Origin of the sequence: Algoriphagus sp., from assembly GCF_013373065.1 — a bacterium.
In the GTDB taxonomy this organism is placed as follows: Bacteria; Bacteroidota; Bacteroidia; order Cytophagales; family Cyclobacteriaceae; genus Algoriphagus.
Map to the genome: position 1 here is coordinate 43110 of NZ_JABXIN010000007.1, position 26132 is coordinate 69241.

At 40.8% G+C, this 26132-nt stretch carries 22 protein-coding genes and 1 tRNA gene; 7 read left to right on the plus strand and 16 right to left on the minus strand.

The window, feature by feature from the left end; all coding sequences use genetic code 11:
• Positions 1-239: 239 nt before the first annotated feature.
• From HWE15_RS05765 to HWE15_RS05785, 5 genes are all read right to left on the minus strand, one after another.
• Positions 240-1097 carry an AAA family ATPase gene (locus HWE15_RS05765; RefSeq protein WP_290506560.1) on the minus strand — a complete coding sequence of 286 codons (858 nt, stop codon included), beginning with the start codon at positions 1095-1097 and terminating at the stop codon, positions 240-242.
• 117 nt (positions 1098-1214) lie between these two features.
• Positions 1215-2426 carry a phage integrase SAM-like domain-containing protein gene (locus HWE15_RS05770; protein WP_290506561.1) on the minus strand — a complete coding sequence of 404 codons (1212 nt, stop codon included), beginning with the start codon at positions 2424-2426 and terminating at the stop codon, positions 1215-1217.
• Between the two features lie 187 nt (positions 2427-2613).
• Positions 2614-2687, minus strand: a tRNA-Asn gene (locus tag HWE15_RS05775).
• A gap of 135 nt (positions 2688-2822) precedes the next feature.
• On the minus strand, positions 2823-3680 hold the full coding sequence (locus HWE15_RS05780) for a hypothetical protein (RefSeq protein ID WP_290506562.1): 858 nt from the start codon (positions 3678-3680) through the stop codon (positions 2823-2825).
• An 81-nt stretch (positions 3681-3761) separates the two neighbouring features.
• Positions 3762-4184 (minus strand): hypothetical protein, encoded by a 423-nt coding sequence (locus tag HWE15_RS05785; RefSeq protein WP_290506563.1) that lies wholly within the window; start codon positions 4182-4184, stop codon positions 3762-3764.
• 61 nt (positions 4185-4245) lie between these two features.
• Here HWE15_RS05785 and HWE15_RS05790 point away from each other — a divergent pair, with 61 nt between their 5' ends.
• The 3 genes from HWE15_RS05790 to HWE15_RS05800 all read left to right on the plus strand — a co-directional run bounded on the left by HWE15_RS05790 (position 4246) and on the right by HWE15_RS05800 (position 6942).
• Complete coding sequence (locus tag HWE15_RS05790; protein WP_290506564.1) at positions 4246-5118, plus strand: hypothetical protein; 873 nt, start codon at positions 4246-4248, stop codon at positions 5116-5118.
• Complete coding sequence (gene ctlX, locus HWE15_RS05795; protein WP_290506605.1) at positions 5114-6049, plus strand: citrulline utilization hydrolase CtlX; 936 nt, start codon at positions 5114-5116, stop codon at positions 6047-6049. Before HWE15_RS05790 ends, ctlX begins: the two co-directional genes overlap by 5 nt.
• A gap of 536 nt (positions 6050-6585) precedes the next feature.
• Positions 6586-6942, plus strand: coding sequence for a transposase (locus HWE15_RS05800; RefSeq protein WP_290506565.1), 357 nt, complete (start codon positions 6586-6588; stop codon positions 6940-6942).
• A gap of 167 nt (positions 6943-7109) precedes the next feature.
• Here the strand turns inward: HWE15_RS05800 and purB are convergent, their stop codons facing one another.
• A complete protein-coding gene (gene purB, locus HWE15_RS05805) occupies positions 7110-8453 on the minus strand; it encodes an adenylosuccinate lyase (protein ID WP_290506566.1) in 1344 nt (447 codons plus the stop codon).
• 202 nt (positions 8454-8655) lie between these two features.
• On the opposite strand from purB, the gene HWE15_RS05810 reads away from it, so the two are divergent.
• Together HWE15_RS05810 and HWE15_RS05815 are read left to right on the plus strand one after the other, a co-directional pair.
• On the plus strand, positions 8656-9759 hold the full coding sequence (locus HWE15_RS05810) for a ferredoxin--NADP reductase (RefSeq protein ID WP_290506567.1): 1104 nt from the start codon (positions 8656-8658) through the stop codon (positions 9757-9759).
• Entirely contained in the window at positions 9752-10252 is a 501-nt protein-coding gene (locus HWE15_RS05815) for a hypothetical protein (protein WP_290506568.1), read from the plus strand. The genes HWE15_RS05810 and HWE15_RS05815 overlap by 8 nt, the downstream gene beginning before the upstream one ends.
• A 67-nt stretch (positions 10253-10319) precedes the next feature.
• Here HWE15_RS05815 and HWE15_RS05820 read toward each other — a convergent pair whose 3' ends face one another.
• The 9 genes from HWE15_RS05820 to HWE15_RS05860 all read right to left on the minus strand — a co-directional run bounded on the left by HWE15_RS05820 (position 10320) and on the right by HWE15_RS05860 (position 18906).
• Positions 10320-11249 carry a DUF4097 family beta strand repeat-containing protein gene (locus HWE15_RS05820; protein WP_290506569.1) on the minus strand — a complete coding sequence of 310 codons (930 nt, stop codon included), beginning with the start codon at positions 11247-11249 and terminating at the stop codon, positions 10320-10322.
• Positions 11250-11259: 10 nt separating this feature from the next.
• On the minus strand, positions 11260-12078 hold the full coding sequence (locus tag HWE15_RS05825; protein WP_290506570.1) for an outer membrane beta-barrel protein: 819 nt from the start codon (positions 12076-12078) through the stop codon (positions 11260-11262).
• Between the two features lie 31 nt (positions 12079-12109).
• Positions 12110-13144 (minus strand): outer membrane beta-barrel protein, encoded by a 1035-nt coding sequence (locus HWE15_RS05830; RefSeq protein ID WP_290506571.1) that lies wholly within the window; start codon positions 13142-13144, stop codon positions 12110-12112.
• A 34-nt stretch (positions 13145-13178) separates the two neighbouring features.
• Positions 13179-13970 (minus strand): hypothetical protein, encoded by a 792-nt coding sequence (locus tag HWE15_RS05835; protein ID WP_290506572.1) that lies wholly within the window; start codon positions 13968-13970, stop codon positions 13179-13181.
• The gene (locus tag HWE15_RS05840; RefSeq protein ID WP_290506573.1) at positions 13963-14532 is read right to left on the minus strand and encodes an RNA polymerase sigma factor; all 570 of its coding nucleotides are present in this window, start codon (positions 14530-14532) and stop codon (positions 13963-13965) included. The genes HWE15_RS05835 and HWE15_RS05840 overlap by 8 nt, the downstream gene beginning before the upstream one ends.
• A 101-nt stretch (positions 14533-14633) precedes the next feature.
• Positions 14634-15101, minus strand: coding sequence for a carboxypeptidase regulatory-like domain-containing protein (locus tag HWE15_RS05845; RefSeq protein ID WP_290506574.1), 468 nt, complete (start codon positions 15099-15101; stop codon positions 14634-14636).
• A gap of 10 nt (positions 15102-15111) precedes the next feature.
• Positions 15112-16512, minus strand: a complete 1401-nt coding sequence (locus HWE15_RS05850) for an MBL fold metallo-hydrolase (protein ID WP_290506575.1) — start codon at positions 16510-16512, stop codon at positions 15112-15114.
• A 60-nt stretch (positions 16513-16572) separates the two neighbouring features.
• Entirely contained in the window at positions 16573-18531 is a 1959-nt protein-coding gene (locus HWE15_RS05855; protein ID WP_290506576.1) for a PspC domain-containing protein, read from the minus strand.
• A 45-nt stretch (positions 18532-18576) separates the two neighbouring features.
• Positions 18577-18906 (minus strand): PadR family transcriptional regulator, encoded by a 330-nt coding sequence (locus HWE15_RS05860; protein ID WP_290506577.1) that lies wholly within the window; start codon positions 18904-18906, stop codon positions 18577-18579.
• Positions 18907-19366: 460 nt separating this feature from the next.
• On the opposite strand from HWE15_RS05860, the gene HWE15_RS05865 reads away from it, so the two are divergent.
• Together HWE15_RS05865 and HWE15_RS05870 are read left to right on the plus strand one after the other, a co-directional pair.
• Positions 19367-20383, plus strand: coding sequence for a PorV/PorQ family protein (locus HWE15_RS05865; RefSeq protein ID WP_367203816.1), 1017 nt, complete (start codon positions 19367-19369; stop codon positions 20381-20383).
• On the plus strand, positions 20371-25389 hold the full coding sequence (locus HWE15_RS05870) for a C25 family cysteine peptidase (protein WP_290506578.1): 5019 nt from the start codon (positions 20371-20373) through the stop codon (positions 25387-25389). The genes HWE15_RS05865 and HWE15_RS05870 overlap by 13 nt, the downstream gene beginning before the upstream one ends.
• On the opposite strand, the gene HWE15_RS05875 is transcribed toward HWE15_RS05870, so the two are convergent.
• Positions 25386-26081 (minus strand): VTT domain-containing protein, encoded by a 696-nt coding sequence (locus HWE15_RS05875; protein ID WP_290506579.1) that lies wholly within the window; start codon positions 26079-26081, stop codon positions 25386-25388. The two genes, HWE15_RS05870 and HWE15_RS05875, sit on opposite strands and share 4 nt — an antisense overlap.
• Positions 26082-26132 lie beyond the last annotated feature (51 nt).

The window sequence follows — 26132 nt, forward strand, 5'->3', positions numbered from 1 at the left end:
GTGGGTGTAGAAAGCTTAGGCTTTTGACGTACCGTGAAGTATAAGTTTTGTCTTGATTAGGATCGAGTACTTTTCCTTATTAACCAAATTTGAGAGATTTTGGGTAAGGGGAAGGTGTATCATTTTACTAATGAAATGAAGAGGGGTTTTTAACGGTATCTCTCACAGAGAATGATAGATATAATAAAAACCAACGCAAAGAGATTTTTATAAGTCCCTTTGCGTTGTTATTATTTCATTCAAAAGGGTATTGAATTCAATTTCGGCTTTATAGCTCGAATTTCCTCAGCCCTTCTTGAGAATGCCTCTAAATATCTGTTCTTATCGGTTGTTTCCCTGTAGAATCGATTAAGCTCATCAATGGTATTGATAGCTTTGATTTTACTCTCTATCGGATCTACTGGTGATGCATGTGTAGGAATACCTCCTTCGCACCAATCCCTGATCTGACTCCCTGTTAGAGAAGATATTTCAAAAGGTATCTTTTGAGCAAAGAGCTGTGTCCGATCCTTAGAGCAAACTGCTTGATGATTGATATCCAATTCAAATACAATGGAGAAATCATATTCCAATCCGTCACGCTGTACGGCTTTTAGCCCTACCTTTTCAGGCACCTGCTTCCCGTTCTTCTCTGTAATGACATAATCCTGTTTGCTTCGAACAGTAGTTATTACGTGTGCTTGTGAGTGAAGGATCTTCTGAACCAATGCATTGTGTCTAGGAGTGATTTTAGCCCAATTGGTAAAGCTATTTCCTGCCATTCGTCCATGGATGTCCAGAATGCCTCCCTCACCTTCCCATTCATGTGAGAGACTGTCAATAATGATTACTTCCATGCCAGAAGCTTCGCAGGTAGCAATTGCTTCTATGTACCTTTCTGGACTAAATGGAGGTAGTAGGTTTAGTACATTGTAATGCCCCAGATGGGAGTATAAATCAGCACTTTGATTCTCCGTATCAATGACTGCTATTTTGTTCCAGTCCTGACAAAGCCCATAAGCTAACAACAGGGAAGAATAGGTTTTACCACTTCCACTTGCGCCCTGCAAAGCGATTCTGATCTTTGCCTGAGAGCGATTTGATTTTCGTAATTGCATAGTTTTAATTGTTTAGAAATGAAAAAGGCACCCATTTCTGGATGCCTTCACATTTTTGGTTAGAAATAAATTGAGATTAACTTTTTTGATTAGATAGTTTTTACCACTCTGATTAGATTAAGTTTTTTGATTAGTGACTACTTGAAGGATGTGGTCAGCCATTTTGTCCAAGGTTTCCTGATCAAAGAGCTCCAGATAGATTCCTGTCACCGAGTTACCGTACTCATGACCCAGAGCCTCAGCGATAAGATCCTTGCTGTAGCCCAGTTTTCTAGCCACATTTGCATAGGTGTATCGAAAGACATAAGTGGTAAGCCTCTCTTGGAACCCCATCCTCTCTCCAAGCAATTTGAGCTTGGTGTTTAGTCGCTTGGTTATTTGGGCTCTGGAATGAAGAGACTTTGTAGGATTTTCAAGATATTCATCTAGCATAATCCCCATTAGGGTTTTTCTATCATTCTGAAAGAGCTTGAGACATTTTTCGATCTCAGGGCTCAATATAATAGAATACATTTTTCCTGTTTTTCCACGCTTGTAGATAATCCGTCCTGCCCTGAGATTATCCTCAGTCAGATAGAGTAGGTCTCTAAGATTAATCCCTCGAAGCATAAAGAGGAGCTTTCCGACATTCCAAGCCTTAAATAAGGGGTCGTCCTTGTTTATTTTTGTTTGAAAATAGGTCTTGATCTCTTCCAAAGAGAGTACTCTTGGCACTGTTTTCTCTTTTTTGATCTTGTATTTTCTGAATGGATACCATTCATAATCTACCAGATTGTATTGAATTGCACGATTGCAAATCGCTCTAAAGGTTCTCATGTAGACTGCGATGGAGTTGTATTTATTTCCTCGTATTCTGAGTTCTTTTTCTACGCTCTGGAGATCTCTGAGACCTATCGCCCTGAAGGAGCACTTCAGGTTGATTATTTTTGAAAAGACATTTAGTGTGTTTTTGTAAGTTCTTGCAGATCCTCCACGACCAGATTTGATCAATTGATCAATATTCTCCTTCCAAAATTCCTCCACAGTGATTTCATCTGCTGATTTACGGAGAACAAAAGCTTTAATTTCTTCTAAGCTGAAAGGTCTGTTGATGTTCTCACTGATAAATGCTCTTAAACGTTTTGCATATTTTTCTTTGAGCTCATCCAAATGAAGCTGAAGAGCTCTGTTTCCAAGAACAGCTCCCTTTTTCTTATCAAATTTGTTTTTTGGGACGTTCTCCCCAGTGAGTATGTCAAAGAATCTACCCTCATGCCTAATCCTTATTACAATGGAATAGGTATTGTCTTTTCTCTTTTTATTCTTTAGTGTGAGAATTATTGTAGCCATAATTTTGAGGTGTTATGGCCTTCGAGATGTGCTAAAAATTGGATCACTTATTTGCCACCCTAAATCACAAAATCATGATTCAAAGAGTGGCAAAAAGATGGTGCTCAATTCTTCTCTGTATTCTATGTGAGAGAGGATTAAAGCAAAAAAGCCCCTAGAATTAAATCTAGAGGCTGTTTTTGTTTTGCTCCCCCTCTTGGGCTCGAACCAAGGACCCCATGATTAACAGTCATGTGCTCTAACCAGCTGAGCTAAGGAGGAGTGTTCCGTACCGCTTTCCGATAACGTGATGCAAATGTAGAAGGCTATCTGATTTTTTCCAAATGCACTTTCAAAAAAAATCTTCAAGTTTTTTTCTTCGTACTACTTCTGCTTCGCTATCAACAACTTACTTTTTTACGCCTCGGTTCCATCTTTTGATTTTTCGAGCATGCTGTTGTAAATAAAGGTCACCCCCAAAACCATCAACCCTGCAATCACTGCCAAGAGCACATTGAAATAGGGAGGAGCAGAGAGCGTCAAACGAAGGAAAATCGTCGCAAGCGCGAAGGAAGAATACCGGAAAAGATTCAGGTATTTAGCCGTGTAGCGTAAGGAAAACAGGAGGATAAACACATCGGCGAAGATGAGCAGGGTGTAGAACAGCTCCAGGCTATAATTGAAATGGTTGGTTTGGTAAGCAGTAAATAAATCATAAGCTCCCAGTCCAATAAAAGTCAACGTCAGGTAGATGGAGATGAGCTTCTTGATATTCGAAAAGCCACTTTGTTCTTCATAGTTTCCTGTGATTTGAATATGGCGTTGGGCGCGGTAAAATAGGCCTGTAATCAAAAAGAGTAGGATGGCTCCAAAGGCGTCGGAAACGATGGGGGCTAATTCCCAAAGGAAATCCATTCCCCAATTCAATTCTCCCAAGTAGTGCCCAAACTCTTTAAAGGCATCCCGGAGAAGTAATAGGGAAATAATTTCAAATTGCTTGCCTACCGAATCGGCAACGGAATGGGGAATCAAGAATATCAATCCAAGGATTTCAAAGATTAAAAGGACATTGAAAGCCAGTTCGATCGCAAAGAAAGAGGAAACCTGATGGAGGGGATTGGGGATATTTAAATAGTTCAAGAGGCCAATAACGAGCCCCGCTACAAAAAATAAGACCACCAAATTACTGATCATTTTGCTGACACGGGGACTTTCCCAGTGTACATCCAGAATATCAAAAATCCGGATTTGCTGCTTAAAGAAATTCTTGATCAAGGGATTGAATTTGAAAGATTTAACCAACAAATACGGTGATTGATTTCTCTTATTTGGAGACCAAAGTCACCAAGGCGCGATTCATTGATCTTTCGCCGAAAATTTCCTAGTTAGGCTTTTGATGAATTTTACGTTTCGAAAACGCAGGGCTGACCAGTCTTCGCTGATGGAGATTTGTCGGACTGCTTCCATTTCTGCTTCCCCCAAGGCCTTCCATCCTTTGTCTCGGTTGATGGAAGCCTGATACCGTTTGGAACTTCCTTTAGGATAGGCAAACCAAAGCGTCTCATCGTTTTGGACTAGTGGTTTTATTTCTTCAAAAATCTTTCGAATAGTTGGCTCACCCTGGACAAAGCCAATCAAAAAATCAGGCTTTTCACTTTCTTTCGCTAAAAACCCCTGCTCTTCCCATTCCTTTTCGAGAAAGGAAAGTTCTTCTGGAAGGTTCCAAATCCGAATTTTCTGACCTTCCCTGAAATTCATTTTTTTTAAAAGTGGTCCCATGTTTTTTGCTTTAAATTACCTGATTTCAATAAAAACCTGCCACATATCCCTAATTTTAAGGATGCAAAAGATTTGGCTTACCTATTTGATAGCTATGGTGGCAACTGCTGTTTTTGCCCAAGAGGGAGAAAGTTCTAAGGTGCCTTTTCGAGCAGCTTGTCCAGTAGCTACTATTTCTAATCCCTTGTTGGAGGAGGTGAGTGGTTTGGCCTTCTCCCGGATTCACCCCAATCTGATTTACATGCATACTGACAGTGGAGGTGAGGCGGCTGTTTATTTGTTGGATTCTCTAGGAAATGAATTGGGGAAATTGGAATTGGAGGGTGTAGAGAATCGGGATTGGGAGGATATTGCTGTAGGGCCTGGACCCGATGGAAAGTCCTATGTGTATGTGGGAGAAATTGGTGATAATGCAGCGGTTCATAGAGAAATAGGAGTTTATCGTTTTCCTGAACCTGAAAAAATCCAATCTGCATCTATTTCGGTTGAATTAGCCAGATTGGAATATCCAAAAGGTGCTCGGGATGCTGAAACATTAATGGTTGATCCTTGGGACGGAACCTTGTATATCCTGTCCAAACGGGACTCAAAAAATTCTCTCTACAGTTTTAAAGCTTCGGCTTTTGATTCCCCTGATGTGACTGAGCTGGATTCTCATTTTAATTTGCCTTTCACCATGTCAACTGCCGGTGATATTTCTGCAGATGGCACACAGATTCTAATCAAAAATTACGAGTCTATCTTTTACTGGGACCGTAAAGCTGGAGAATCTCTTTTGGACGCTTTACAAAAAGATCCCATTGAATTACCCTATACCCCCGAGCCCCAAGGCGAGGCGATTGGTTTTAGTCCACGAGGAAACTCCTTCTACACGATTTCTGAAAAACGATTTTCTATCACACCCGTTTTGTACACCTATCCTGCGAACGATTAATATGCAAACGACCTCTACGATATTGATGGTTCGACCCGCCCATTTTGGATTCAATCCAGATACGGCGGCCAATAATATTTATCAGCAGCAGGACGAACGGCCTTCTCAGGTCATTCGCTTTTTGGCAAGACAGGAATTTGATGGTTTTGTAGCCTTACTTCGGGATCAAAGGGTTGAAGTCCTGGTCGTCGATGATACGGAGCAACCATTGAAAACCGATGCGATTTTCCCGAATAACTGGTTTTCTACCCATCCGGATGGGCGATTGATTTTGTATCCCATGTTTTCTCCGAATCGGCGTCTGGAGCGTAGGAAAGATATTGTTGAACAGCTCATGAATACAGGTTTCCAAGTTCAGGAAATTATTGATTTGAGTTTCTTTGAGCAGGATGGTCAATTTCTAGAAGGTACTGGAAGTATGGTGATGGATCATGATTCAAAGGTGATTTATGCTTGCTATTCCGAACGAACCCATCCCGTTCCCTTGGATTACCTTTCTAAAATTTTGGGATATCAAGTAATTGCTTTTAAAGCTGAGCAGGAAGTGGAGGGAAAATCAATTCCAATCTACCATACCAATGTGATGATGCATGTGGGGACAGAATTTGCGGTAGTTTGTTTGGAAAGTATAGTCCGTGCTTCGGATCGGCAAAAAGTCCAAGAAAGCCTAACCAATTCTGGCAAGAAAATAATTCCGATTACTGCCAAACAGAAATTTCATTTTGCCGGAAATATGCTAGAAGTAAGGAATGATGGCGGAGAAAAATTCACCGTGATGTCACAGGCTGCATATGACTCTCTTAATGCCGGGCAAATTCAAATGATTGAAAAACATACCACCATCATCAGCCCACAAATCCCAACAATAGAAAAGATAGGTGGAGGCTCAGCAAGATGCATGCTTGCTGAGATATTTTTGCCGAGAAGTTAATATTGCGATTCCATTTTTAGTGAACTTCACTGCTGACTGCCCACGTGAGTGTCTTCACTCACGTGAAATTTAAACCTAAATCTAACTTGGTTCTTTGGTTTATATTGCCTGGGCTTCCCAATAATTGATTCTAAAAGTTTAATTGGCAAATTACCTGGCCCACGTGTGTGTCTTCACACACGCGAAATTTTATTCCTAATTTACCTATACCCTTAATAGTATATTTTACAAGAATTTACCAATTATTGATCCTAAAAGTTTAATTGATAAATTGTATCGAAGATTTCTTCATTAAGCTTAATGATAACTGAAATGCCTTGGCATCGAATTTATATTATTCGTTTTGGCTTACATCTAAAGCTTTTAATTCGATGGAACTACAAAAGGTCTATTTTTTCACCGCTACAATTAAAAGTTGGGTCCCTTTACTTGATAGGAAGGGATTTAAAGAAATTTTAGTTGAAAGTCTGAATTTTTTGTCAAAAAAGGATTTGATAAGGATTTATGGGTTTGTTTTTATGCCAAATCACATTCATTTGATATTAGAGAATATTGAGATGAATGGAAAGGAGATGCCTCATGCAAGCTTCCTAAAGTTCACTTCCCATCAGTTTTTAAGTAAGCTTAGGGATACTGATCCACATGCGTTAAAGATTTTCAGAGTCAGTGAATCAAATAAATCACATTCCTTTTGGCAAAGAGATTCATTGGCAATAGAGTTGTTTTCTGAAGATGTGGCAATTCAAAAGCTAAATTATATTCACAACAATCCGTGTCAAGGAAAATGGATGCTTGCGGCCGATCCGGTCGACTACTATTTCTCTTCCTACAAATATTACGAATCAGGAATTGACCGATTTGGATTCTTAAACCATTTGGGAGAACGGTTTTAGAGGTTTATCAGATTAAGAAAAAAAGCAATAGTGTTTTATTAAAAAGTGCTGTGAGTGGAGACACTCACAGCGGCGATGGCCATTGCCCACGTGAGTGTCTTCACTCACGTTTATTAATCCTTGACGTAAGCTAATTGCCAACTGAATACTGCCTTCTGCTGACTGAATTAAATTCCGGTGTAATTAAAAGGTGAAATAGCTTTCAGCTCAGCCTTTATTTCATCAGAAACAGCTAATCCATCAATGAAGCGTGCAATGGAATGTTGGGTGATTTTTTCATTGGTTCGGGTAAGGTCTTTCAAAGCCTCATAGGGTTTAGGAAAGCCTTCTCTTCGCAAAATCGTCTGAATAGCCTCGGCGACTACTGCCCAATTTTCTTCCAAATCCGATTGAATTGCTGCTTCGTTAAGTTCAAGTTTACCCAATCCTTTTTTCAAAGATTCCAAAGAAATTAACATATGAGCCAAGGGTACACCAATCACACGTAGGACTGTGCTGTCGGTCAAATCCCGTTGTAATCTCGAAATCGGAAGTTTTGCAGAAAGGTGTTCAAACAGAGCATTGGCAATCCCGAGATTTCCTTCTGCATTTTCAAAATCAATTGGATTGACTTTATGAGGCATAGCCGAGGAACCTACCTCACCTGCTTTGATTTTTTGCTTGAAATAATTCATCGATACATACTGCCAGACGTCTTTTGAAAAGTCCAACAAGATGGTATTAATTCGCTTCAGACAGTCAAAAAGTGCCGCTAAATTATCGTAATGCTCAATCTGAGTAGTCGGGAAAGAACGGGTAAGCCCCAAATAATGGTTTACAAAGTGCTCGGCAAAGTCATTCCAAGGTTGTTTAGGATAGGCAACTTTATGAGCATTCATATTTCCAGTTGCTCCTCCAAACTTGGCCGAGTAGGGGATTCCTTCTAATTGCTCCAACTGCTTTTCAATCCGCGTGATGAAGACTTGGATTTCTTTTCCAAGTCGCGTTGGAGATGCGGGTTGGCCATGCGTTTTGGCCAGCATCGGGATAGTTTCCCAAGCTTTTGCCTGTTCCCGTAGTTTATTTAAAACTTGGTTTAATTGCGGGAGGATTACCTTTTCCAAGCCCTCTTTCAACATGAGCGGAGTCGCTGTATTATTAATGTCTTGCGAGGTTAGTCCGAAGTGGATGAATTCCTTGTATTGCTCCTGACCTAATTCATCGAATTTTTCCTTTAAGAAATATTCTACTGCCTTGACGTCATGGTTGGTGATTTTCTCTGTCTCCTTGATGGATTGGGCATCTTCGAGAGAAAAGTTCTTTACGATGTTTCGCAGAGCTGAAAAAAGATCGGTATCGAAATCCGCTAACTGAGGAAGTGGTAATTCGCACAGGGCAATGAAATATTCGACTTCTACGTGAACCCGATATTTAATCAAGGCAAATTCTGAAAAATAAGCTCTTAAAGGTTCGGTTTTGGAGGCGTATCGGCCATCAACCGAACTCACCGCTGTCAAGGCATTGAATTCCATGGTGGATTTTATTGGGTACAGATAGATTAATTCTGCTGCAATTTAGTGGATAGCCAGAAAAAATGCCTTTCACCCTGAATAATTCTGCTTCGAAGTCAAACTTCATTCGACTTTTTGTGGTTTGCATTTATGAAAAGCTACAATCACTAGCCGATTTCTCAATTGGCTCCGTATTTTTGCACCCAAAATTGTCCCAAAAGACATGTTTAACTTATTCAAAAAGAAAAAGACAGATTCCAAGAAATCGAATTTCCTTCCTTTAAAAGTGAGAGAGGTAGTTCGTGAAACAGCAGATACCGTTAGTATTTACTTCGAGCAACCCGAGCCTTTCTTGGAATACAAGGCAGGTCAATTCCTTACTTTAGTGATGGATTTTGATGGGAAAGAGCAACGACGTTCCTATAGTCTTTGCACTTCACCTTTCGTGGATCCTTTTCCAGGAATTGCTGTAAAGCGAGTGGAAGGTGGTCTTTTTTCCAATTATTTAAATGATCAGGTTTTCCCCGGAAAAACCATCAATGTCCTAGCTCCTTTAGGAAATTTTACTACTGATTTTCATTCGGCTAATCAGCGGCACTTTATTTTAGTTGCAGGAGGAAGTGGAATTACTCCGATGATGGGCATTATCAAATCGGTTTTGGTAAATGAACCTCAATCCATCATCACCCTTATTTACAGTAGCAGAAACGAGGAACAAATAATTTTCAAGAAACAACTTGATCAATTACAACTTGCCAATCCCGATCGCTTGAAAATTGAACATGTTCTAAGCCAACCTAGCGAAAGCTGGCAGGGAAGTAAAGGGCGATTGAATAAGGAAAAGTTTCATGATCTGGTAGCAAATGCAGAATATGAGCAACGCTATGAAGAAATTTACTTTTTATGCGGTCCGGAAGGGATTATGGATACAGCCGAATCGGTCCTAGAAGAAATTGGCGTTGAAAAGGAACGGATCCATCGGGAATCTTTCTTCTCCGCTGCCGCTGAACAAGCAAAGGCTGATGCGCGAGCAGGAATCACTGATGGGCTTTTGACCCGAGATGTTAAGATTACCTTGGAGGGGGAAACGCATATGGTAACAGTGTCCCCGGATATGACGATTTTGGAAGCTGGATTGGAAGCTGGATTGGATATGCCTTACAGTTGCCAAAGTGGCCTATGTACTGCTTGCCGTGGAAGATTAACCAACGGAAAAGTTAAGATGGATGAGGATGCTGGGTTGAGTCAAAAAGAAATTGAGCAAGGGTACATCTTATGTTGTTCTTCCCGCGCTATAAGTGAAGAAATTGCCATTACCATTGAATAAGGAAATAAATAGTACAAGACTTAAAAAGCATTATCGAAGTCAGGAAGTGACTTTGCTAGTGTTGATGATACTGGCCTTGCCCTTATTTGGCGTGGTGTATCTTTACTATAATTCTGGAAATCTACACTGGAACCTGCCTGAAATCCCTGATTTCTTCAAGGGCTTATTGGCTGGTTTGGGTTATGGGGTATTGATGGGGCAATATTTCATTTTTCGAGATACTTTGAAAAAAGCCCGCCAAGAGGAAGACTTCGAAGAGAAAATCATTTTCTTTTTGGACGCCTCCAAAAAGCGATTTTTCTATTTGTTTGGGATTTCCTTAATCAGTACCGTTGGCTTGTTGTTTTATCAAACTGCCTGGTTTATCATTTTATTTGCCCTGACCTTGGTTTTCTTTTCTTTGGCCAAGGTATCACCGGAGCGAACCAAGCGATTATTACGCTTGTCCAAAGAGGAGGGTGAAATTTTACGTTTGATTTCTCGACCTGACTAATTGAATGAATAAAAAAAGCCCTTTCGAAGATTTTCCTCGAAAGGGCTTTGGATATAAACTAGTTGGTTTAGTTTTCTATCGAAATACTTCCAGAAGTAATTCTACCCTTGATCCAGGTATCTGATCCATTGTCTATTTCCAGGTTTTTGGAAGATCTTCTATCTCCAACAGTTAAGTTTCCAGAAGAGGAGCTAAGATTGAAGTTGAAGTCGCTCAGATCAGAATAAGTTTGAATTCGGAAGTTTCCAGAGGAACCTGAAAAACTTGTATTGGGTCCTAATCCAACCTCTTCAGCTCTAATTGAACCTGAGGTGAATTTCAAGGTTCCCAATTGACCGATATTTTCCAAAACAGCTCTTCCAGATGTGAATTCTACTGATAGTTCCCCATCAATTTGGGAAGCATCCAATGAACCACTGGTAGACTTGTAGTCAACATCTCCAGACACTTGATTGATTTCTCCGTTTCCAGAGGTTAGAGATGCTGTTACATTTCCAGCCACGTCGCTTACTATCAAACGCCCTGAGGTAGCTCCTATTGTCAAATCACCATCAATGCCTTCTGCAGTGATTCTTCCTGAGGTGACTTTCATGTAGGTTTCTTCGGATGCTACATTTCGGACAGTGGTATTTCCGGAACTGTTTCTGAAGGTGATCTCGATGGATTCAGGTCCTTTGATTTTAATGAACCCTTTATTTTGAGAGTTACTCCAGGTCATGTTTCTGGATTTGCGCTCATATTTGATTTTTAATACATCTCCGACGGTTACAAAGACAATGTCTTGGTCTTCATCATTGGAGGCCAAATAGGCTTCCACTTGCACATCGGCTCCAGATCCGCCTTCATAGGATACATCCAACCATCCCCCTTCGACTTCGAGTCGATTGATGCCTGGATAGGATTTATTGACGTCGACCAGTACATTCTGTGCAAAGGCAATCGTGGCCAAAAAGATAAAGGAGAGGCCGAGGGTAAGTGTTTTTAGTGTTGTTTTCATAGTGTGTTTTTTAGTCTAATCGGATTCCAAAACTCATAGCTTGAAGTTCAGGACCTAAGCCAGGCTGGAATAAATCATTGAGGTCATAATTGAAGAAAAAGGTAACATCACCAACTCCAATTTCACTTCGAAGTCCATATCGGAAGTTTTCGAAATACATATTGGATTTGGTGTAGGATTTTTGTTTGGATCCATCGGCGTCATCATACACATATTTTCCTCTTCCTCCTAGTCGCAATCCCGCATAACCCCCAACTCCAAATCGGAAGTTGCCATCATTAGTTCGGATGGTAGGGACCAGGGAAATACTTGCATAGGAAGCGGAAATTTTGGATTTGGTAGGTGTTCCTTCCGGTCCATTTGGCAATTGATCAAAATCGACAAAATCCAACCCATCCGGATTTTTCACCGCGATAATATTGCGATCTTCGAATTTGAAATTGTACCATTCCACACCCATGGTGGATCGAAGGTGGAAGTTTTTGCTAAGCTTCCAGGTACCTACCGAATGGAGTCCGACAAACCAGCTGCCCCAGGGTTTCACCTGAGGAGCTCCCTTATCGATAGGGTAGAGGTTAATGCCGACTTCTGCTTCCAAGAAGTTATAGTGGAATTTGCTTCTTTTATTTCTGATTTTGGGGGTATAGTCCTCTTTTTCCTCTTCCCACTCGATAATCTTTGTTCCATCTTCATACTTGGTGACTTTCCAGCTGTTCCCCAAAACAGTGTACATCTTTTCTTTTTTGACTTGACTGGTATCCGCTTCCTGAGCGATGGTTGTAATGGAAAAAACAGTTAGGAAAGCAAGTAGCAAATAACTCTTGTTCATGTTGGTTTAGTTTAAAATGTAAGGCTTTTGATTAAAAGACGATTCCAAAAGTGATTGGATTTAGCTCGGGGCCTTTATTTTCCTGGAATAGATTGCTTAGGTCATAGGTAGTGAAGAATGTGACACGGCCTACACCGATTTCACCCCGAACACCATATCGGAAGTTGTTGAGATATAAGCCGGTATTCTGCTTGTCTTTCTTTCTTCCAGAACCGCCTATTTCCCGATAGACATACTTAGACTGCCCACCTAAACGGTATCCGGCATAAGGTCCAGCTGCTATTCGAAGTCCTCTTCGGCCATTGTCGTTCATTTTTCCGAAGTCCAACTCCAGCATAGTCATGGCTGTGATGTAGGAAGCTGAGATCTTACTTTTGAATCCATTGACATCGTTTCGCTGAATAAATTCAATTTGGTTATCTCCGCGTACTGCCTGGAAATCGCGGTTTTCAAATTTGAAGTTGTAGAACTGGAAACCAATCCCGAAGTCCCAATAAAATCCTTTGGAGATTCGCTGAGCGGCCATCCAGTTTAGACCTAGATTCCAGCTTCCCCAACCTTTCACAGCATAAGGATTATCAGAGGAAGGGAATTGTCCATCAGGATTTAGGTAGTTATTTACTCCCAAGTCAATATTGAAATAGGTACGGAAGGGAGGTTCTTCTTTTTTGGACTTATTGGTTTCGATTTTGACCTTGGTGTTTGCTCCGGACTCATCTACATAGACTCGCATACCACCAATTTGCACTTCGGTTTCAAGACCATCTTCTCGAACTTTGACCACTTCTTTGGTCGATCCGTCCTTTTTGCGGATTTCTACGATGGTCAATTCACCAGTGTTTTCATTCTCTTCCAAATCCAAAGACCGGATGATTTCATTGATATTCATGGACTTTAGTTTTTCAAAATCATCCTTACTGTCCACGATGATTACGACTTTTCCGGATTTCCCAAATTCAACGATCACGGAATCCTTGTTGATTTGGCGATCGAAGGATGGCATTTCGGTAGCAAAAGCAACTTGCACGAGCGCCATCAAGCAAAATAATAGCAGGTATTTTTTCATCTTAGTTTTCAAATAATGGGTTGGTGATCTTTTATTACTCTTCGGTCATTTTTTCTTTTCTACTGGTCAAGCTTGCAAACAGGTTGTTTTTCGCATCTTGAAGATTGGCAAAGCCTTCATCAACTTTTCCCAATAAGCCACCTACTTGGTCCACTTTTTTCCCGATGCCAACAATGAGGTTTTTGTCATCTTTGATTCCATCGGAAATAATAGTCACCTTATAAGCTGGTTCTTCGGGTTTTTCCGACTTCAATTCCGCCACCGTTTGATTTAAATCTATCGGTTTTAATTCCGGGATTTCCCGTTCGATAGGAAGTGTAATTGGTGCAATCTCAACCTGATTGGCTTCATCTTTTCTTTCTCCCTCTTTTTCTGTGATTTGAGCCTCAGCTATAAGGTTTTTGGAAGGTTCTTCGAGTTGAGTTTTTATTTCAGGAGTTTTTGATTGCTTTTGATTTGTGATTTTTTGTTTTGGTTTTTCGATTTCAGGAATAGCGTTTTCTTCTTTTTCGATTGTAGCATTATCTGCTACCAAACCTTCTACCTCTTGTGTTTCTTGACTTGGTTGGGTTTCTGTAGATTCGACTTTTTCTGCAGTCAATTGTTCCCCTTCAAAAGGTTGGGATGGGTTGCGAAGCAAAGAACCCACCAAGAAGATGACTACTACAGCAGCTGCCGCAGCCCACCAATAGATTCGTGGATTAGATTTTTCCTCTTTTGGGAGTTGATGCTCAAGGCGCTCCCAAGCCAATTGGCTGGGTTTCACCTCATGACTTTCCAACTTTTCCCGGAAAATCACATCGATATGTTCATTCTTCTTAGCCATTTATTCTCCTTTCTTTGAGTTGTTGACTGGCAATTTTTTCTTTAAGGGTATTTCTTGCTCGATTGAGTTGGGATTTGGAAGTGCTTTCCGATATCCCTAGCAATTCGGCAATTTCCTGATGTGCATAGCCTTCGATAGCATACAAGTTGAAGACCGTGCGATAACCTACCGGGAGGCTTTCTATGAGTTCCCGAAGTTCATCTGCTTCCAGCGTAGTGCTTTCGTAGTGAAAATGCTCGTATTCATGATCTTCTTCCACATGTACTTCCATCATCAGGTGTCGGTTACTTCTCAAGGTCATGAGCGCCTGGGTGACTACGATTCGCTTCATCCAACCTTCAAAGCTCCCTCTGGATTCGTATTGGGCTAGTTTTTCGAAAATCTTCATAAAGCTCTCAATCATGACATCTTCAGCGTGTTCTCTATCCTTGAGATATCGAATGCAAATGGCCAGAAACTTTCCCGAATACCGCTCATAGAGGGCCCTTTGGGCTGACCGATCACCTTTCAGGCATCCTTTTATGAGTTTGTCTTCGGTAGAATAGTCGGTTCTAGAGAACATTCTGGTTTGCTTTCATGGAGGTAGATGTGAATCTTATGGAAAAGGTTGCTTCACCAGTGAAAAAAAGTTAAAAAAATTACAAATAGCTATAAATCAGTGAATTAAAATACTGCTTTATAATTGATAATAATGTCTAATGTGGTCCACTCTCTCTCTTTGACTGTCACAGGTTGGATATTTCCCTCTCCATCAAAAAGATTAGCAAAGAGGCCTTCTTCTTCCTGAGTGAATATGGAATACCTTCCTGAGCTCAACTCCAAGGTGTATTTTCCATTTTCATCCGATTCAGTTTGGGCGATGGGTTCTCCTTTTACTTGGACAAATAGTCCATCCTCCATTCTTGAATCCGCCAAATTGGTGAGTGGATAAATCAAAATCGTCCGTTTGACGGGAATTCCTTTAGGATTTGGAGGAGTTGCCGATCCATCTTCAGAAATCATCGGCATTTGATTTCCTTCAAGCCAAGTGATTTTTCCTGTGATTCCTTGATTTTCGGAGGATTGAGATTTACAGGAAAAATTCATGAGGACTATTACAAGGATACATACGAGGTAAGATATTTTTTGCATGGTAGTTTTATCAAATTCCTTCAAATAGCATGACGGATTCCAGGTAATTAGGGATGATGGTATTCCAGCCTAGTTCGGTTTTCAGTTTCAAGGCTAGCTCTTCTGAACTTTCTTCCTCTCCGTGAATTACAAAAGTCATTTTTGGCTTCTCACAAAATCCCTCTGCCCACTCCATTAATTCTTCCTGGTCTGCATGTGCAGAAAGGCTTTCGACTTGGTAAACTTTGGCATTGGCAGCAACCTGTTGTCCATAGATCGTGACAAACTTTTCTCCCTCCACAATTCTTCTTCCTCGGGTCCCCTCGGCTTGAAAACCTACGAAAATGATTCCATTTCGTTCATTGGGTAAATGGTGGTACAAGTGATGGAGCACACGTCCTCCGGTAGCCATTCCAGAAGCCGAAATAATAATGGCATTTCCGCGGAATTCATTCAAGGATTTAGATTCTTCTTGATTCTTATAATATTTCAGCTGCGGAAAATCAAAGGGATGAGCTTCATCTTCTTCCAAAACTGCCGATAAGCGGTGATCGGTTTTGAATTTCATGTATAATTCAGTGGCATTAATTCCCATTGGGGAATCTGCAAATACGGGGACTTTTGGGATTTTGCCCTTTTCCATCAATTGAAAAATGTAATACATGATCAATTGTGTACGCCCGATTGCAAAGGAAGGGATAATGACTAAGCCACCCCGATCAAAAGTGTCCAAAATGGCATCTCGAAGTTCATCTTCAGGTTTTATTTTTTTGGAAACCCGATTACCATAGGTGGATTCAATCCAAAGAATATCTGCTTTTGGAATTCGGGTAGGAGGGAATAAGATGGGGTCGTGGTAGCGACCCAAATCTCCTGAAAACACCAATCGCTTTTTTTGTTGATCTCCTTGAATAACAATCTTCACAATGGAAGCTCCAAGGATATGTCCAGCATGATAAAAAGTCGCATGGATATTTGGGTTTATTTCAATTGGTATTTCGAAATCGCAAGGAACGAATTGAGGAAATACCTTTTCAGCATCTTCCATGGAATAAAGAGGTTGAGGATCGTCATGCCTGGAGTACCCTTTTTTTCTGGCGTATTCAGCCTCTTCTTCTTGAAGTTTTCCTGAGTCCAACAATAAAATTTTTGCAAGTTCTGCAGTGGCTTCCGTACAGTAAATTGGTCCTGTAAAACCTTGCTTTACCAACCTTGGTAAATAACCCACATGATCAAGGTGGGCGTGAGTAAGAATAATGGCTTCCATTTGGTCCAAGGGCATAGGGAATTTATCCCAGTTTCGTTCCCTTAATTCTCTTCTTCCCTGGAATAGCCCACAGTCTACTAAAAATTCAAAATCTCCTGTGTCAATTAAATATTTGGAACCTGTAACTGAGCCGGCACCTCCCAAAAATTTTACGCTAATATCCATGTTGTTTTTTTGGAGAAGATACAAAAAAAGGGGTATCCATGCTTGAATACCCCTTTGTTTTTATTCCACGGAATCGATTCGTTCTCGAAATTTGACGCGAGAGAGACTGTCAAGGGTTTCCCTGTTCAATTGTTCTTCTTCCGTTTCCTCCGTGACTTCTTCCTGATTTTCAGTTTCATCCGAATCTTGGCCGCAAGTCAGGCAAACCAATCCTGCTTCATTAAAAGCCCAAATGTTATTTTCACGAACATCTCTGGATTTGTAACCATTTCGGTACAGCGTGTTTCGAAGAATTTCCAAAAGAGAGCGATCCATAATAAATGGTTTCTCATATGGAATTTTCATCACAAGGTTCACTTTTTGGTCACGAAAGACCTCCATAGCACTGTAATCGAATCCAGGAGGAAAAGTTACCATGGAATCTAGTATTGAAACTTGGTAACCCAATAGCTTGGCGTTTTCAAGGGATTCTGCTTTGGTTTTTCCTCTTGAGAAAAACTCCTTCTCTAGGCTCACTAGTGAATCTGCAGATCCTTCCAATTTCAGACTTACTTCGTTGAAGTCAGGATCTTCCGCTTGTGTGTCTACGGACAGAATCATGATCCCCTCACTAACAGGAACAGTTTCAGTGGTTCTGTGCCAGTTTTCTTCTTTGAATTGAGAAGCAATTCTCGGTACTTGGAAGAGGATGATTCCCAAGAAAAGGAGCCATAAAACAAAGGCCACTAACCCAAACCGATTTCCAACGAGGTTCTTTTTGATTAAGACGCTCAATCCCAACAACATGAAGATGATTCCAGGAATGATCAATAAGAAAGAAGAACTGATAGCTAACCAATCGGGTACGATTCCGGTGAAGAGTTCAATAGGAACTCCATTGGTTTCGAATAAATAATCGTTTGGATTAAGGTATTCGAAGAAGAAAGCCAAGGACAAAATCGGAGTGATGGTAATAGCAAGTCCGATGAATAATACGATGAGTCCAAACACGATTCGGAATAAGGCCAAAATGAAAATCCCTAATGGTCCAAGTGCTTTTCCAATTGCTTCAATCACCTGCCCCAAAATCCGAAAAGGGGTCATCACAATCTTTTTGAGTGTGGATTCAGGCTGTGGAGGCATAGGGTTCATATTCTCCTTGATCGTGGAATCAATATTATCCAAGGTGATTTCTCCACCTTTCATTTTTATCCGCTCTGTAATAGACATGGCGACTGGGGTAATGATCCACAAAATCAAGTAAATCAAGACTCCAGAACCTCCTGCAATGGTTAAGAAAACAAAGGCAAGTCGAATCCAAAGTACTTCAATTCCAAAGTAAGCAGCCAATCCACTTGCAACACCTCCCAAGGCTTTATCATCAGGGTTTCGGTAAAGTTTTTTGATGTTCTTATCCTCTTCGTAGTCGTAGCTCACTGGCAGAATTATCCAAAGGACGATATAGGCTACTACTGCGAATAGTCCGAAGGAAAATCTCAATCGAAAATCATCGAATAAAAATAAACCAGGGCCACCCCAAGAGCCATTAATGTTTCCACTAAAGAGTAACAAAAGGGCGATCAATCGAACCCAAAGTGGATCGATTCGGAAATAATTGGCGATTCCTGCACACACTCCACCCAAGATTTTTTTAGGCTCGGAACGCATGAGTTTTTTGTAACCCTTTTTATCCGCATCCGGTGGAGTTACATATTTGTAGAAATCATCCGAGGTAGCTTTTTCTTGTTCCTCCTCTTGTTCAGAGGCAGTTTCTTCTACAGAAACAAAGTCAGCAATGGTTCCCATTTTTTTAATGAGATTATCCACGTTTTCAGCTGTGATGACTTGTTTGTTGTTCTTCAGATTGCTTAGAAAAATCTCAGCGATACGATTTTCGATATCTGAGATGATTTCCTGATTGTCGGGATAGGATGAGAAATGCTTATTGATCGCGTCAAGGTATTTGCGCAAGGTATCATAGCCATCCTCTTCGATGTGGAATAAGATTCCGCTGATGTTGATACTTATTGTCTTTTTCATGTTCTTGTCAGTTTTTTCGTCTGCTTCCGGATACTAGTTCCGATTTCATTTTTTTTGGGTGATTGCTTGGGTGGAATTCATCAAGGAGTTCCACGTATCCTGAAGGGTTTCTAGAAATTCCTTCCCATGATCGGTAATAGAATAATACTTTCTGGGAGGACCGGATTCGGATTCCACCCATCGGTATTGGACTAAATCGGAGGACTTAAGACGGTTGAGAAGAGGGTAGAGAGTGCCTTCTACCACGATTATTTGCGCTTGGGTGAGTTCTTCGATCAGATCGGAGGTGTAGACTTCACCTCTGGAAATGATATGAAGAACACAAAGCTCCAAGAGCCCTTTTCTCATTTGAATTTGTGTGTTGGCAATATTCATAAGGTTGGCTTTTTTGATGGAAAAGAATTTTTCCTCACTCTCTTATGATGAAAAATGATACCAATCTTTTCCAAGCTACCTTGTATTACCTAATTCTAGGTATAAGTTGATGGATTTTCGCAAGGGGAATTCTAAAAATGTCCCTTTATGATAAATCAAAGCCACTTTTTATGTCGCTACCTTTTTTATTACTTTTTTTTAGCTCAGCGAGGCTGGTTAAAAAAATCCTGTGTAGCTGTTAAATTGCGAACAGAAAACTGTCCGCTTATGTACACTCATGAAGCAATTTTTTCGAGAATTTAAGTTCTCATAATCGGTCTAAAAAGATTTTGGTTATTTTGGAATTGTGATTGGGAATAACGCATCTTTTCTACGGCATTTAGGCTTTTTGCTTTTTTTTAGTTGCCAACTGTCAGCTGCATTTGGTCAAGATCTGACGCCCAAATATTCCAATGAATTTTTGAATATAGGGGTAGGTGCTCGTGCTCTCGGAATGGGAGGTGCACAAGTTTCTGCTGTTCGGGATGTCACAGCTTCCTATTGGAATCCTGCGGGACTTTTTGGTACCACTTATAAATATGAAGCTACGTTAATGCATGCTGAATATTTTGCAGGCATCGCTCAATTTGACTACTTGGCTTTCACCACTCCTTTAAAAGACCAAAGTCAATTGGCAGTTTCCTTGATTCGTTTTGGGGTGGATGATATTCCTGATACACGATTTCTATATGATGCAAACGGTGCCTTGAATTATAATAACATCCAGTTTTTTAATGCAGCAGATTATGCTCTTTTATTAACCTATGCGCGAGCCCTTTCGGATAAGTTTAAAGTAGGAGTAAATGCGAAGGTAATTCATCGGAATGTTGGGAAGTTTGCTTCTGCTTGGGGTTTCGGGTTGGATGTAGGAGGAATTTATGTGCATAAACGCCTGACGGCAGGCCTGATGCTTCGGGATATCACGACTACCTTTAATGCGTGGGCCCACAATGCAGATTTGGTTCGGGACATTTACTCTCAAACCAACAATGAAATACCACTTAATTCGGTTGAATTGACTTTGCCTCGGGCGATTAGTAGTGTGAGCTATTTCTGGACTCTTGGGGAGAAATTTGGATTGACCTCAGCTCTTGATTTGGAAATGACCTTTGACGGGAATCGAAATACCCTTATTTCTACCTCTCTTTTAAGCATAGACCCCAAAATGGGCTTGGAAGTTGGATTTAAAAATACGGTGTTTGTTCGGGCAGGAATTAGCAATTTTCAGTATATCAAGGATTTTCAAGGCGATCGAAGTTTGAATTTTCTGCCAAGTTCGGGCTTAGGATTTATCCTAAATGAACGAATTCAAATTGATTATGCACTTTCGGATATTGGAAATGTGTCTGAGACGCCATATTCCCATATTTTCAGTGTGAAAGTTTCTTTTGAAAAACTGAAGGAAGAAGATAGAAAATACAAAGGATGGACCTATTGAAGTCAGTAGTTAAGGTTTTTTTGCTCCTTTTGTGGGCTTTGCCACTTGCTGCGCAGGAAGGGGACTGGTATTCCTTTGATCAAGATTATTATAAAATAAAAACCGGGCAGGACGGGATTTATCGAATTTCTAGGGAAGCCTTAACAGAAGCTGGTATCAACCTAAATACACTTGATCCTCGCAATCTAAGCCTTTACCATCGAGGGAAGGAAGTTGCGCTCTATATCGAAGGAGAAGCTGACGGTCAATTTGATGAAGGTGATTTTATTGCCTTTTATGGACTTCGAAATGATGGAACTTTAGATTCTGCTCTTTACAGAGATATCATTCCTTCAAATCCTTATTACAATACCCATTCAGACTCCACTGCTTTTTTCTTGACGGTAAACAGTAATCGTACTGGAAAGCGAATGGAAAGAAGGTTGGCTCCTCCCAATACGCTTCCCCAAATTTCAAATTATGAAAGTTCCCAAATGCAGGTGTTTGGGGAACAGTATTCGCTTGGAAACTCATATGCACTTGGATTTCGCCTTTCCAAATATGATGTAGGCGAAGGTTGGATGAGTTCAGTTCTAACCAAAGGAAATGTCCGGTCCATTTCTTTTCAAAATTTGGGTCAGGCTGTCAATGCAGGATCTCCTGTTTTGGAAATCGGATTGGTGGGCCGATCTGGAAATGAGCATTTGGCTCGCATTAGTGTCGGTAAAAATACTTCCACTTTGCGTGTTGCTCAAAATGCTTCTTTTCAAAACTTTGATCCCGTTTTCCTGGAAATACCCCTTCAATTTTCAGACTTTGATCCCATTGGAAATTTATTGATTACGGTCAGCCCAGTAGGGCCTGAGTCTACGGATAATCTATCCATCACTTACGCGCGGATTTCCTATCAAAAAGCTCCTGTCAATTCGGATTTTGAGTTTGAACGAATTCAGGTTCCACCTGGAAATTCCCGTTTGCAGCTTTCTGGCCTTAGTCAGAATTACTGGGGGATAGATGTTTTTGATCCATCTAATCCTCAATGGGTGATCCTAGATCAGTCAGCAACAAGTTTAAGTTTTCAAGCCGGTACCGATTGGAGACCTAGCCATATTTGGCTGGAAAACGAAGATCATATCCAAGAAGTCAATGGCTTAGAAAGGGTGCGGTTTCGGGATTATGTAGCGCAGGCAGCTAATTACCTATTGGTTGGACATCGGGAATTACAAAAAGTGGGAAGTGACTTTGAGAATCCTTTGAAAGCTTATGCGGAGCATAGAGCTTCAGCTGCGGGAGGTGGTTTTGACACGCTGACGGTTTTGATGGAGGATTTATACAATCAATTTTCCTTTGGAGAAGAAACCCCTCTTGCTCTTAAGAATTTTCTAAAATCCTACTTTCCAATACACAAACCTACTCATGTCTTACTTGCTGGAAGAGCATTAGCTATCTACTCTACTGCAAGAGAAGGTGGTGTAAATTATTTTTATAGAAATAGACCTACTGCTTTTCCTTTCCAAAGCTTAGTTCCTGTAGCGGGTTATCCCTTTTCAGACAATGAGTTTGTGATTGATCTAGATCCGGAAAATCCAACGATTCCTGCCCTAGCTATTGGCCGTATTCCAGCCAAAACGTCTCTCGAATTGGAAGTATATCTCAAAAAGGCAATTGAAAAGGATCAATTGGGTCTAGCTGCTCCATGGCAAAAAGAACTGATTCACTTGGGAGGAGGAGTCTCTGAATTAGAATTGGATCGGTATTTTAATTTCTTAAATGGATTCAAAGCTATTGCCGAAGGTCCTTTTTTAGGAGGAAATGTGACCACCTATCGAAAGCGTTCCAACAATGTGGTGGAGGTAATTGATATTACGGGAGATTTGAATGAGGGACGTTCCCTGGTTACTTTTTTTGGCCATGGCTCACCCACGATTTTGGATATTGATATTGGGTTTGCTTCTGACCCTACTATCAATTATCGAAACAAAGGGAAATACCCAGTCATGCTATTTAATGGTTGTGATTATGGAAGTGCCTTTGGAACTAATTATACCCAAGGAGAGGATTGGGTAATGGCTGCGGAAAAGGGAGCTTCGAATATTCTTGCCAATTCTTCCATTGGGGTAGATGTTTACCTTCGTCGCTATTCAGAGGAGTTCTATTTGGAAGCCTTTGCAGATAGTACTACTATTTTTCGAACAGTTGGAGAAATCAAAAGAGGAGCTGAAGCCAGTTTTGTTGTGCGTTATGGATTGAATCCCTTGAACTATTCCCATATGGAGCAAATGATTCTATTGGGTGATCCTGGTGTTCGGCTTTTTCCAGCTGATAAACCTGATTATTCGGTGGATGCAGCAGAGGTTAGAATTGAAAGCTTCAACAACGATCCTATTTCCTCGCTCTCGGATAGCCTGAAGCTTTCTTTTGTCCTTCGGAATATTGGTATTACAAATCAAGATTCCATTCACTACCGGATTCGAAGAAGATTGCCGGATGGGACTTTGATTGATTATTCGGAAGTAAAAATTCCTTCGACCAATCGGTTGGATACGCTATTCTTTTCTGTTCCGAATTTGAACTTGAATTCGGCTGGTGAAAATACCTTTGAGCTAGAGGTGAATAGCAAACGTGAGGTGGAGGAAATGACTTTGTCTAATAATCAAATCAGCTTTTCCCAATTCATTCCCCTAAGTGGAACCTTGCATCTTTTCCCAATAAATTATGGGATTGTCAATGCTCAGAATATGGAATTGATTGGGCAAATTCCTGGGAAAAATGAATTGGAGCGTACGGTCATCGTTCAAGTCGATACGACAGCAAACTTTAATTCTGCATATCGAAAGGAGGTACGAATCCCAACAAAAGGATTGTTTCGGTGGGAGCTTGATTTGCTGGCCGGGTACGATTCTATGACCTACTATTGGCGATCTAAATATCAAGAACCGCAAGCTGGTGAATCGGATGCTTGGACGAATACCTCTTTCTCCTTTATCCAAAATGGTCCGAAAGGATGGACTCAACGGGAGATTTCCCAATTAGCCGAGAATTCCTTGCAAAATATTGCCTTGGACGAAAAAGGAGCTCAATGGAAATATTTAGAGCAAAATTTAGGTTTTGAAGTATTTACAGTTGGGTCTCAGGTGGATACTCTTTCCTTTAGAAATACACAGTTCTATTTGAATGATGTCCCCCAGATCATCGATAATGTCAATAATGCAAATAGCCGCCTTTGTCCCAATGGATCCCTGGGCTTGGTAACTTTTCAACAAAAAACGCTTCAACCTTACCTACCCGTCCCTGTTCCAGGTTTTGACATTTTGGACAGCAGATCCTGTGGAAGACCGCCTCAATTGATCCAAAGTATTCGAAATGCATGGATCACTACACCGGGACAAACCATGCTGGACGAGTACACTGAGAATGTTCCTGAGGGCGATTATGTGGTAATTTTCACCGTTGGAAGCGTCAATTTTGATGATTGGCCAGACAAAGCCTACGCACGTCTGAAAGAATTTGGTGCAAGTGAAGTGACACTTCGTAATCTCCAAAGCGGAGATCCTTACATCCTCTATGGCCGAAAAGGGATGAAACCGGGTGAAGCTTTGGAAATTATTGGAAATGCTGACTTTGAATTGCCAGCCAATCAACAAACTTTGAGTTTCAAAACAGAACTTCAAGGCTATATCAGTGAGGGAGTTATTGTGACACCTCAAATAGGTCCATCTAGTCAGTGGGAACGAATGATTCAAAAAATCAATGAACGGCCGTGGATTGAAGAGCAGTTGACAACATTTGATATCATTGGGATTAAGCCTTCAGGGGAAGAGGAGCTTTTGCTTTCTGGACTTCAAGACCAAGAAGTTGATCTTTCCGCTATTAGTTCTGTAAATTATCCTTTTTTGAGATTACGCTATTTGATGGATGATCCCGAGTCGAGTGATCCAGCCGATTTGGATTTCTGGCAAGTGAACTATACGGGTGTTCCTGAAGGAGCCTTGGTTGTTCAACCCAATCTAGAGACCAGTCAATTAGTCCAAGGACAAGTGGGTACACTGCCTTTTGAATTTATCAATGTATCCGATTATGACTTTTTGGATTCTATTCAGGTTGATTGGAGGTTTATAAACTCCAGAACTCGAGCTGTGGAAAATTTCTCCAAGAAATTTGCTCCATTGAAGGCGGGAGATGCTATTTCTCATAGTATTGAGTTCAATACACTTGGTAAATCAGGTAGTTATGAAGTTCAGATTTTTGCCAATCCGCGCATTCTTCCTGAACAAACGTATCGAAATAATCAGCTTGATTTGGGAGTCTATTTTGAAGTACAGGAAGATGATAGTCAGGCCTTGTTGGATGTCAATTTTGATGGGATCTACATCATGGATGGGGATCTGGTTTCTCCAACGGTGATGATTAATGCCATCTTGAAAAATGACCAATCTCTTTTGTTGAAAAAAGATACCCTGGGCTTGGAGATTTTCTTGAAGAAAAACTGTGACAATTGTGAATTTCAACGAGTCAATTTTTCGGATCCCAAACTAACTTGGATTCCGGAAACAGAAGATCAGGATTTTCGGGTTTCTTTCCAGCCTGGTCCCTTGGAAGATGGAACCTATACCTTGAAAGTTCAGAATGAAGATTCGCCTGAACCTTATCAGGTCACCTTTGAAGTGGTCAATGAATCTCAAATCACGAATTTTTACCCATATCCTAATCCATTTAGTACCAGCGTTCGCTTTGTCTTTACCCTAACGGGAGCCGAAATTCCTGATGAAATTAAAATCCAGATTATGACAGTGACTGGAAGGGTTGTTCGTGAAATTCTCCAAGACGAGTTGGGCCCAATCCGAATCGGGAACAATATCACAGAATACGCCTGGGATGGGAAAGATGAGTATGGAGATCAACTCGCAAATGGAGTTTATATTTACAGGGTCTTGGTGCGAAAAAATGGGCAATTCATGGAGCATCGGCCGACTGCCGGAGACCGTGCTTTCCGTCAGGGATATGGAAAAATGTATCTGTTGCGTTAATTCTTAGACTTTTTCCAGTTTTTCCAAATCCCCCAAAGGCTCAGTCCAAAAAGGAAGATAAGAAGAAGGATTTGCCAAGGTTCTTGAAGGTTTTCCCTAGCTTCTAAAAAGTCACCGGCTACAATTCCCGCCAAAAAAGACATTATAGTGCGTGGAAGCATTCCCGGAATTCCATAGAAAAGAACTTTTCGTAAAGGCACCTGAAGGGATGCAAAGATCAGATTTGAAATCGCAAATGGAATCACTGGACTGATTCGGATAAAAAATATCAAAGCTCCCCAATTGTCTTTCTTTGTTTCCAAAACTCGGAGGAATCCTGGGGATTTTTTTTCAAGGAAATTCAAGAAGTCAACGTTTAGGATTTTGCCGATCCAATAGCCAAGTACATTTGCTAAGGAATAGGCTACGACCAACCAAAAAAAACCTTTCCATCCTAGCCAGTATCCTGTGAATAATGCTGTCAAGGTAGTTGGTAATAGGGCTAGTCCCATGACTCCAGCTGCCAATACTCCAAAAACTGCAAATTCACCGAAATGCAAGGGCTGTTTTTCAAGGAGTGAATTGTAATTTCCAGCCAACCAAAGACTTCCCAAAAAAGGAAAAGTTGCCGACCAAACCCAGGCAATGCTAGCCGAAGGATGAATTTTCAGGTATTGAAGAAATTGATTGAAAAAACTACCCTTTTTTGTCATATTTGGTCTCCCTCAAGGAAGGCTGGAGTACAAGTATAAGAAGTTTCAGCC

Excerpts from the sequence above, each read along its gene's own strand:
- HWE15_RS05855 (WP_290506576.1), bottom strand. The coding sequence starts at position 18,531 with ATGAAAAAGACAATAAGTATCAACATCAGCGGAATCTTATTCCACATC.
- HWE15_RS05840 (WP_290506573.1), bottom strand. The coding sequence starts at position 14,532 with ATGTTCTCTAGAACCGACTATTCTACCGAAGACAAACTCATAAAAGGA.
- HWE15_RS05835 (WP_290506572.1), bottom strand. The coding sequence starts at position 13,970 with ATGGCTAAGAAGAATGAACATATCGATGTGATTTTCCGGGAAAAGTTG.
- HWE15_RS05765 (WP_290506560.1), bottom strand. The coding sequence starts at position 1,097 with ATGCAATTACGAAAATCAAATCGCTCTCAGGCAAAGATCAGAATCGCT.
- HWE15_RS05860 (WP_290506577.1), bottom strand. The coding sequence starts at position 18,906 with ATGAATATTGCCAACACACAAATTCAAATGAGAAAAGGGCTCTTGGAG.
- HWE15_RS05770 (WP_290506561.1), bottom strand. The coding sequence starts at position 2,426 with ATGGCTACAATAATTCTCACACTAAAGAATAAAAAGAGAAAAGACAAT.
- HWE15_RS05785 (WP_290506563.1), bottom strand. The coding sequence starts at position 4,184 with ATGGGACCACTTTTAAAAAAAATGAATTTCAGGGAAGGTCAGAAAATT.
- HWE15_RS05875 (WP_290506579.1), bottom strand. The coding sequence starts at position 26,081 with ATGACAAAAAAGGGTAGTTTTTTCAATCAATTTCTTCAATACCTGAAA.
- HWE15_RS05870 (WP_290506578.1), top strand. The coding sequence starts at position 20,371 with ATGGACCTATTGAAGTCAGTAGTTAAGGTTTTTTTGCTCCTTTTGTGG.
- HWE15_RS05790 (WP_290506564.1), top strand. The coding sequence starts at position 4,246 with ATGCAAAAGATTTGGCTTACCTATTTGATAGCTATGGTGGCAACTGCT.
- HWE15_RS05810 (WP_290506567.1), top strand. The coding sequence starts at position 8,656 with ATGTTTAACTTATTCAAAAAGAAAAAGACAGATTCCAAGAAATCGAAT.
- HWE15_RS05825 (WP_290506570.1), bottom strand. The coding sequence starts at position 12,078 with ATGAACAAGAGTTATTTGCTACTTGCTTTCCTAACTGTTTTTTCCATT.
- HWE15_RS05820 (WP_290506569.1), bottom strand. The coding sequence starts at position 11,249 with ATGAAAACAACACTAAAAACACTTACCCTCGGCCTCTCCTTTATCTTT.
- purB (WP_290506566.1), bottom strand. The coding sequence starts at position 8,453 with ATGGAATTCAATGCCTTGACAGCGGTGAGTTCGGTTGATGGCCGATAC.
- HWE15_RS05850 (WP_290506575.1), bottom strand. The coding sequence starts at position 16,512 with ATGGATATTAGCGTAAAATTTTTGGGAGGTGCCGGCTCAGTTACAGGT.
- HWE15_RS05830 (WP_290506571.1), bottom strand. The coding sequence starts at position 13,144 with ATGAAAAAATACCTGCTATTATTTTGCTTGATGGCGCTCGTGCAAGTT.
- HWE15_RS05845 (WP_290506574.1), bottom strand. The coding sequence starts at position 15,101 with ATGCAAAAAATATCTTACCTCGTATGTATCCTTGTAATAGTCCTCATG.